The organism is Bifidobacterium sp. UBA6881, from assembly GCA_002451435.1.
Classification (GTDB): domain Bacteria; phylum Actinomycetota; class Actinomycetes; order Actinomycetales; family Bifidobacteriaceae; genus Bifidobacterium.
Genome location: DKCF01000067.1, coordinates 10,314 through 11,439, shown reverse-complemented (window position 1 = coordinate 11,439; position 1,126 = coordinate 10,314). Strand labels below are relative to the sequence as shown.

Genomic DNA, 1,126 nt, shown 5'->3' with positions numbered 1-1,126 from the left:
GGGGATTTGTTCTCGCTCGCGCAGCATGTGTATGCCTGACGGCCTGTATAGTGCAGTTGACAGCGCATACAGCGCATACAATGCATTGGAGAGGAATTCAATACTATGACCACAACAGCGGAGGATGGCTGTTTCGAGACCAAGGCCGTTCATGCCGGCTATGACCGTCAAGCGAATGCCGACGCGGTCAGCGTGCCGATTTACGCTTCGGCCGCGTTCGATTTGGAGAACGCCCGGCGTGGCGACGCGCTCGCGGGCGGTGCTCTGAGCGGCTTCGAATACTCCCGTGTCGCCAATCCCACGGTTGACGCTTTGGAACAGCGTCTGGCCGCATTGGAAGGCGGCATCGGAGCCGTAGCATTGTCGTCGGGCATGGCTGCGGTCAGCTATTCCCTGATGTGCGTGGCCGAAGGTGGCGGACGCATCGTCGCTCCGGTCAATCTGTATGGCGCGTCCGTTGACGCATTGGGTGATTTTCTGCCGAAATTCGGCATCTACGGCGATTTCGTCACCGACATCAACGATCTGGACGCGGTCGAAGCTGCGATCGGGCCCGACACCAAGGCGATCTACACCGAATCCGTGGCGAACCCCAGCACTGCGGTCGCGGATATCGAGGGACTTGCGAAACTGGCGCACAAACACGGCATCCCGCTGATCGTAGACAACACCGTGCCGACGCCCTATCTACTCCGCCCAATTGAATTCGGTGCCGACATCGTGGTGCATTCCACCACCAAAGGCATCACCGGGCATGGCAACGCGCTCGGCGGCGTCGTCGTGGACGCCGGCCGTTTCGACTGGAACAACGGCAAATTCCCGGCGCTGACCCGAGAGGAACTCGTCATCAGCGACCAGCGTGCCGGCAAGTGGGAAAGTTTCTTCAGTCGTTTCGGCGACCAGGCCTTCATCAAGCGCATCCGCGTCAAATACCTGCGTACCTTCGGCGCGGTGCAGAGCCCGTTCAACGCGTATCTGCAGCTGATCGGCTTGGAGACCCTTGCGGTACGTGAGAAGCAGGAGGTTTCCTCTGCGCTTGCGATTGCGGAGCATCTGCGCTCGTTGCCGCATGTCACCGCGGTCAATTATGCCGCTCTGACGGGCTCGCCTACCTATGATCTGGCGC

General features: G+C 60.3%; 1 protein-coding gene. It reads left to right on the top strand.

The window, feature by feature from the left end; genetic code table 11:
• Nucleotides 1-105: 105 nt before the first annotated feature.
• The coding region (locus B3C64_RS04945) for an aminotransferase class I/II-fold pyridoxal phosphate-dependent enzyme (protein ID WP_291534147.1) at nt 106-1,126 on the top strand (1,021 nt) is incomplete at its 3' end.